5 protein-coding genes are annotated in these 7702 nt (G+C 68.6%); 1 reads left to right on the forward strand and 4 read right to left on the reverse strand.

Annotated features, from left to right (window positions below; translation table 11 throughout):
* From VI238_RS14875 to VI238_RS14890, 4 genes are all read right to left on the reverse strand, one after another.
* Positions 1 to 464 (reverse strand): TolC family protein (locus VI238_RS14875; RefSeq protein ID WP_331652734.1); only part of this gene is annotated, 464 nt, incomplete at its 3' end.
* Positions 458 to 1204 carry an SDR family oxidoreductase gene (locus VI238_RS14880; RefSeq protein WP_331652736.1) on the reverse strand — a complete coding sequence of 249 codons (747 nt, stop codon included), beginning with the start codon at positions 1202 to 1204 and terminating at the stop codon, positions 458 to 460. The genes VI238_RS14880 and VI238_RS14875, both read right to left, overlap by 7 nt.
* 30 nt (positions 1205 to 1234) lie before the next feature.
* Complete coding sequence (locus VI238_RS14885) at positions 1235 to 4396, reverse strand: multidrug efflux RND transporter permease subunit (RefSeq protein WP_331652738.1); 3162 nt, start codon at positions 4394 to 4396, stop codon at positions 1235 to 1237.
* A 218-nt stretch (positions 4397 to 4614) separates the two neighbouring features.
* Positions 4615 to 5820 (reverse strand): efflux RND transporter periplasmic adaptor subunit, encoded by a 1206-nt coding sequence (locus VI238_RS14890; protein ID WP_331652740.1) that lies wholly within the window; start codon positions 5818 to 5820, stop codon positions 4615 to 4617.
* A gap of 295 nt (positions 5821 to 6115) precedes the next feature.
* Here VI238_RS14890 and VI238_RS14895 point away from each other — a divergent pair, with 295 nt between their 5' ends.
* A complete protein-coding gene (locus VI238_RS14895) occupies positions 6116 to 7177 on the forward strand; it encodes a LysR family transcriptional regulator (protein WP_414650074.1) in 1062 nt (353 codons plus the stop codon).
* The last annotated feature ends 525 nt before the right edge of the window (positions 7178 to 7702 follow it).

Here is a 7702-nt window from a genome sequence, read left to right on the forward strand (position 1 = left end):
TTGGCGGTGCCGGCCTCGACGCTGCGCCGGATCCGGCCGAACAGGTCGAGTTCCCAACTGGCGGCGATGCCGGTGCCGTAGTCGCGGGCATCGCGGTCTTCGCGCGAAACCCCGGGCAATTGGTCGGCACTGCTGCGGGCATCGGCTGCCTGGCCATTCGCGGTGACCGTGGGCAGGCGATCGAAGCGTGCGCCATGCAGCAGCGCTTCGGCCTGGTCGCGGTGGGCCAGGGCGATGCGCAGGTCGTGGTTGGCGCGCAACGCATCGGCCACCAGGGACGAGAGCATCGGGTCGCCGAAGGCTTCCCAGAACGGCGCGTCGGCGGCGACGGGCACCGACGCCGCTTCCGGCGCACGGATGAAGGCGGCCGCCACCGGAACGTCCGGTTTCACGTAGTCCGGACCGACCGTGCAGGCCGCCAGCAGGCCGGCCGCGATGGCCGCGGAGAGGATCGATTTCACCATGGCAGCACCTGGTCGAAATGGAAAAAGCCGCCGCTGGGACCATCGTTGCCGATCAAGGCCAGTTGCACGCTGGTGCGCGCGCCGTCGGGCACGTCCAGCTCGCCGCGCTGCTCGCCATCGACATGGTTCATGTCGGTCTTCACGTAGCCGGGATGGATGGTGTTGACCTTGATCGCGCTGTCCTTCAGTTCGTAGGCGAGCTGTACGGTCCAGGCGTTCACCGCGCTCTTCGACACGTTGTAGGCGGGCACCTTGAAGTCGTAGATGATGGACGACGGATCGGCGTGCAGCGCCACCGAACCGAGCGCGCTGGAGACGTTGACGATGCGGCCGGCATCGGACTTGTGCAGCAGAGGCAGGAAGGCCTGGGTCACCGCGACCACGCCGAAGACATTGGTATCGAACGTATCGCGCCAGGTGTCGAGCGATTGGCCGGAGACCGGCTTGCCCATGTCGTCGAGCAGGATGCCGGCGTTGTTGACGAGGATGTCGAGGCGGCCGTGGCGCGCTTCGACCTGTTGCGCGGCGGAGGCGATGCTGTCGGCGTCGGTGACGTCGAGCGCGATGGCTTCCACCGGAAGCCCTTGCGCCTGCAATCGCAGGGCCGCATCGACGGCCCTGTCGCGGTTCCGGCCGGCGAGGATCGTGTGCACGCCGGTTTCGGCGAGCTGGCGGACGGTTTCCAGGCCGATGCCGCGGGTGGCGCCGGTGACGAGGGCGATCTTGTCTTGCGTGGTCATGGGGAAGGTCCTTGCGAAGAGGGGAGGGAATCAGGCCTCGAGCGCCGGCGCATGCACGGCGTGCGAGACCAGCGGCCGCCCGGCGAACTTGCGCAGGGCGACGTAGAACACCGGGGTGAGGAACAGGCCGAACAGGGTCACGCCCAGCATCCCGGCGAACACGGTGATGCCGGTCGCCGAACGCACTTCCGCGCCGGCGCCGTGCGAGAGCACGAGCGGCACGGTGCCCGCGATGAACGCGATCGAGGTCATCACGATCGGACGCAGGCGCAGGCGGCACGCTTCCAGCGCGGCCTCGACGATGCCCTTGCCCTGCATCTCGAGCTCGCGCGCGAACTCGACGATGAGGATCGCGTTCTTGCACGCGAGGCCCATGAGCACGACCAGGCCGACTTGCACGAACACGTTGTTGTCGCCGCCGGTGAGCTTGACGCCGAGCAGCGCGGCGAGCATGCACATCGGCACGATCAGGATCACCGCGAGCGGCAGGGTCCAGCTTTCGTACAGCGCCGCGAGCACGAGGAACGCGAGCAGGATCGCGAGCGGGAACACGACCAGCGCGGCCTTGCCCTGCGTCGCCTGCTGGTAGCTGAGATCGGTCCATTCGATCTTCATGCCGTTCGGCAGCACCTTCGCGGCCGTGCCTTCGACGATGCCCATCGCCTGCGCCGACGACAGCAGGCGCGGGTCGCCTTCGCCGGCGAGATCCGCCGCGGGGTAGCCGTTGTAGCGCAGCACCGGGTCCGGGCCGTAGGTCTGGTGGATCTTCACCATCGAACCGATCGGCACCATCTCGCCGCGGTCGTTGCGCGTGCGCAGCTTCGCGATGTCCTCGACGCTGTCGCGGAACGAGCCGTCCGCCTGCGCGATGACCTGCCAGGTACGCCCGAACTGGTTGAAGTCGTTGACGTAGACCGAGCCGAGGTAGGTCTGCAAGGTGTCGAACAGGCCGGTCAGCGACACGCCCTGCGCCTTCGCCTTGACGCGGTCGACTTCGGCGTCGAGCTGCGGCACGTTGGCCTGGTAGCTCGAGATCGGGAAGCCCATGCCCGGCGTCTGCGCGATCGCGCCCTGCATCGACTGCACCGCGGTCTGCAGCGCGCCGTAGCCGAGGTTGTCGCGGTCCTCGATGAACGCCTGGTAGCCGTTGCCGTTGCCGAGGCCGAGGATCGGCGGCGGCATCAGCGCGAACGTGAAGCCGTCCTGCAGGCCGCCGATCTTCTGGTTGATCTCGGTGACGATCTCGGCCGCGGAGCGGTGGCGCTCGCTGAACGGCTTGAGCGGGAAGAACACCACGCCCGTGTTCGGCGTGTTGGTGAACTGCAGCGCATTGAGGCCCGGGAACGCGACCGAGTGCGCGACGCCTTCGGTCTGCATCGCGATGTCGGCGACCTTCTTGAGCAGCGCGTCGGTGCGCTCGATCGACGAGCCTTCCGGCGTCTTCACGCCCGCGATGAGGTACAGCTTGTCCTGGGTCGGGATGAAGCCCGGCGGCACGATCCGGAACATGAGCCCGGTCGCGACGAGCAGCACCGCGTACACCGCGAACACCGCCGCGCGGCGCACGAGCGTGCGCGACACCGCGCCCTGGTAGCGCTCGGAGCTGCGCTTGAAGAAGCGGTTGAACGGGCGGAACACCCAGCCGAACAGGCGGTCGATGAGGCGCGACAGCGCGTCCTTCGGCGCGTCGTGCGACTGCAGCAGGCGCGCGGCGAGCGCGGGCGACAGCGTCAGCGAGTTGATCGCCGAGATGACCGTCGAGATCGCGATCGTGACCGCGAACTGCTTGTAGAACTGGCCGGTCACGCCGTTGAGGAACGCCATCGGCACGAACACCGCGCAGAGCACGAGCGCGATCGCGACGATCGGGCCGGAGACTTCCTTCATCGCCTGGTGCGCGGCTTCGAGCGGGGTGCGCCCTTCCTCGATGTTGCGCTCGACGTTCTCGACCACGACGATCGCGTCGTCGACGACGATGCCGATCGCGAGCACGAGGCCGAACAGGCTCAGCGTGTTGATCGAGAAGCCGAGCAGGTACAGCGCGGCGAACGTGCCGACGATCGACACCGGCACCGCGATCAGCGGGATGATCGACGCGCGCCAGGTCTGCAGGAACAGGATCACGACGAGCACGACCAGCAGCACCGCCTCGAGCAGCGTGCTCACGACCGCCTTGATCGAATCGCGCACGAAGATCGTGGTGTCGTAGACGGCCTCGTACTTGATGCCTTCGGGGAAGCGCTTGGCGATCTCGTCCATGTTCGAGATCACGGACTTCTGGATCTCGAGCGCGTTCGCGCCGGGCGCCTGGAAGATGCCGATGCCGACCGCGTTCTTGCCGTCCAGCTGCGAACGCATGGTGTAGTCGCCCGCGCCGAGTTCGAGCCGCGCGACGTCGGACAGGCGCACGATCTCGCCGTCCGCGCCGGCCTTGAGCACGATGTTGCCGAACTCCTCCGGCGTCTTGAGGCGGCCCTGCGCGTTGATGAGCGTGAGGAAGTTGCTGCTCGGCATCGGCTCGGCGCCGAGCTGGCCGGCCGAGACCTGCACGTTCTGCTCGCGCATCGCGCCGACGACGTCGCCCGCGGTGAGGCCGCGCGAGGCGATCTTGTCCGGGTCGAGCCACGCGCGCATCGCGTAGTCGCCGCCGCCGAAGATCTGCGCGTCGCCGACGCCGGGCAGGCGCGCGAGCGAATCCTTGACGTGCATGCGCGCGTAGTTGCGCAGGTACAGCGTGTCGTACTTGCCGCTCGGCGAGGTCAGGTGCACGACCATGAGGAAGGTCGGCGACTGCTTCTGCGTGGTCACGCCCTGGCGCCGCACGTCCTCTGGCAGGCGCGCGAGCGCCTGGCTCACGCGGTTCTGCACGCGCACCGCGGCGTCGTCGGCATCGGTGCCGGGCCGGAACGTGACGGTCATCTGCAGCACGCCGTCGGAGCCGGCGACCGACTTGATGTACATCATGTCCTCGACGCCGTTGATCGCTTCCTCGAGCGGCGTCGACACGGTATCGGCGATCACCTTCGGGTTGGCGCCCGGATAGACCGTGCGCACGATCACCGACGGCGGCACCACCTCGGGGTACTCGCTGATCGGCAGGATCGGGATCGCGATCAGGCCGGCGGCGAAGATCACGATCGACAGCACCGCGGCGAAGATCGGCCGGTCGATGAAGAATCTGGAAAAGTCCATGTGTGTGTCCTTGCGCGGCACGCGGCCGCATCCGGACCGTCTCCATGCGGAGGCGGCGTTACTGTGCATCGGAGACCGCAGGCGCTCTCGCCCGTCGGCCCTTGTCTCGTCCGGGAACCCTCCGGGTCGTCACCCCCGCGAACGCGGGAGTCCATCGTGCTTTTCGATGGATGCCCGCTTGCGCGGGCATGACGCCACCGGGTGGGTCCGCCTGCCCGCTACTTCATCGCGACCGGATCCTTGGCCGGCGGCGCGGCGCTCTCGTCCATCGCGATCGTCTTCGGCTGCACCGGCATGCCGGGGAAGAAGATCTTCTGGATGCCGCGGACGATCACGTTGTCCTGCTCGTCGAGGCCGGAGTCGACCACGCGCAGACCGTCGATGACGCGGCCGGCCACGATGTCCTTGCGCACGGCCTTGTTGTCCGGGCCGAGCACGTAGACGTACTTGCGGTCCTGGTCGGTGAGGATCGCCTTGTCGTCGACGAGCATCGCCTTGAACTCGGCGCTGCCCTCGAGCTGCACGCGCGCGAACAGGCCCGGCGTTAGCGCGCGATCCGGGTTCGGCAGCACCGCGCGCGCGTGGATCGTGCCGGTGGCCGGATCGATGCGGTTGTCGACGAACTCGACCGTGCCCTTGTGCGGGTAGCCGTCCTCGTTGGCGAGGCCGATGCGCACCGGGTTCGACAGTTCCGCGCGCTGGCCCTTGCGCGCGAGGTCGGCGTAGCGCAGGTAGGCCTGCTCGTCGCCTTCGAAGTCGACGTACACCGGGTCCATCGAGACGACGGTCGTGAGCAGGGTCTCGTCGGCGCGAGCGAGGTTGCCGACCGTGATCATCGCCTTGCTCGTGCGGCCGGCGACCGGCGCGCGCACCTCGGTGAACTGCAGGTCGAGCTCGGCGGTCGTGACCGCGGCCTCGGCCGCGCGCACGGCGGCTTCGGCTTGCGCGACTGCGGCGTGGCGCGTGTCGAACTCCTCGCGCGAGATCGCCTTCGCGGCGACGAGGGTCTGCGCACGCGCATCCTGCGTGCGCGCGAGCTGCGCTTCGCTGCGCGCGCGTGCGAGGTCGGCCTGCGCCTTGGCGAGCTGGGCGCGGTACGGGCGCTGGTCGATCACGAACAGGAGGTCGCCCTTGGCGACTTCACTGCCTTCCTTGTAGGCGACCTTGTCGACGTAGCCGCTCACGCGCGGGCGCAGTTCGACGGTCTGCACCGCGGAGACGCGGCCGGTGAAGTCGTCCCACTGGTGCACGTTCTTGACCAGCACCGGGGCGACGCTGACTTCGGGCGGCGGCGGCATCGCCGCGGCGCCGGGCGCGGCCTGGCTGCTGCAGCCGGCCGCGACGAACGCCACGGCGAGCGCCGCGGCGAGCCCGAAGGCGGCCGGCCGCGGAGCGAAAATGACGGATGCGTGACGCGATTTCATCGGGTGGACCTCGTTATGCAGGTTTCGATACGGATTCGTGGGCGACGGCGGCGCGTGCGGCGGAAAGCATCGTCCGGCCCGCCGTCCACGGCTATTCGGTGTTTGCATGGCATCCGACGGCGGCGATCCATCCCATCGACGAAGCAGGTATGCTCGGTTCGACAGCGGGGCGGGATCGGGTCGGCGATTGGCCTCGCGCCGTGGAGTAAGGGCGCAAGTTCCGCTTCAATAGAGCTTGAATGAGGGAATGACCGTCCCGACATCGGGCCAATCCCTGCCCCGATTGGAGTCGAGCATGGCCCGCGACCTCAACGACACCCTGATTTTCGTCAAGGTCGTGGAGCATGGCAGCTTCATCGCAGCGGCGCGCGCGCTGCGCCTGCCCAAGACCTCGGTCAGCCGCAAGGTGCAGGAACTCGAGGAGCGCCTCGGCGCGCAGCTCCTGCACCGCACGACGCGCAAGCTCGGCCTCACGGAGGCCGGCGCGATCTACTTCGAGCATTGCCAGCAGATCGCGCGCCAGCTCGACGAGGCGGAGAGCGCGGTCGGCCAGCTGCAGGGCGGGCCGCGCGGCTGGCTGCGCGTGACGGCGCCGTATTCGATCGGCATCACCTGGGTCGCGCCGCTGCTCGGCGAGTTCTACGCGCGCCATCCCGAGCTGCGCGTCGAACTGGTCCTCACGCAGGAGCCGCTCGACCTCATCGCGAAGGAACTCGACGTCGGGCTGCGGGTCGGCAACCTGCCCGACTCCAACCTCGCCGCGCGGCGCCTGTCGGTGTTCCGCACCCAGGTCTATGCGAGCCCGATCTACATCGAGCGCTACGGCGAGCCGCAGCACCCGGACGAACTCGTGCGCCATCGCGCACTCGCGGTGCACAAATCGCGCACGAACGGCACCTATGCCTGGACGCTCGGCGACGGCAACCAGGTCAACGACTACCGCGTCGACCCGATCCTCGTCGCGAACGACCCCGGACCGCTGATCAGCGCGCTGCTGTCGGGTGAAGGCCTCATGCTCGCGAGCGACGTCACGATCAAGCCGTATGCCGAACTCGGCCACGTGCGGCGCGTGCTGTCGGGCTGGACCGGCCCCGAACTCGACTTCAACGCGGTGTTCCCGCGCGGCCGCGTGCCGTCGCCGAAGGTGCGCGCGTTCATCGACTTCCTCGTCGACCGGCTCAACTTCGACGCCGACTACATGCACGTGCTCTGCCCCGACCTCTGCGCCCAGCAGCAGCAGCGCGCGGACACTGCGCTCGCCGCCGCGCTCGCGGCGCCGGCCGCGGTGGCGACGGTCGCGGCGCGGCCCGCGTCGCGCCGCAAGCCCGCACCGGAACCGGCCCTCGAGGACGGCTGAAGTCCGAAAGAGCCTGAAACACGAAGCACACAGGGCACACGAAGAAGGCGAAGAGCTTTTCCTCTGTGTGCTCCGTGTGCTTCGTGTTTCGATCTTTGCGCTTCCGCTTCGCTTTTCCTGCGACGTCCCGGCGGCACGCGCGGTGCGCGTACCGCCCTACGCGATCCGTAGGGCGGGTCGAGCGCGAAGCGCGAGTCCCGCCGTCGCCGCCACCGCGGCGTCACGACCGGCAGCGCGCCGAGGACGGAAAGCAAAAGCCTGAAACACGGAGCACACGGAGCACACGGAGAAAGCAAATCGAGCAACGAGCTTTTCCCCTGTGTGCTCTGTGTGCTCCGTGTTTCAAGCTTTCCGCTTTTGCTTCGGGCCGCTCCACGGCGGCACGCGCGTGCGCGTACCGCCCTACGCGATCCGTAGGGCGGGTCGAGCGCGAAGCGCGAGTCCCGCCGTCGCCGCCACCGCGGCGTCACGACCGGCAGCGCGCCGAGGACGGAAAGCAAAAGCCTGAAACACGGAGCACACGGA

The organism is Dokdonella sp. (assembly GCF_036518555.1).
Classification (GTDB): Bacteria; Pseudomonadota; Gammaproteobacteria; order Xanthomonadales; family Rhodanobacteraceae; genus Dokdonella_A.

Coding starts and splice junctions, on each gene's coding strand:
- VI238_RS14880 (WP_331652736.1), bottom strand. CDS start 1,204: ATGACCACGCAAGACAAGATCGCCCTCGTCACCGGCGCCACCCGCGGC.
- VI238_RS14885 (WP_331652738.1), bottom strand. CDS start 4,396: ATGGACTTTTCCAGATTCTTCATCGACCGGCCGATCTTCGCCGCGGTG.
- VI238_RS14890 (WP_331652740.1), bottom strand. CDS start 5,820: ATGAAATCGCGTCACGCATCCGTCATTTTCGCTCCGCGGCCGGCCGCC.
- VI238_RS14895 (WP_414650074.1), top strand. CDS start 6,116: ATGGCCCGCGACCTCAACGACACCCTGATTTTCGTCAAGGTCGTGGAG.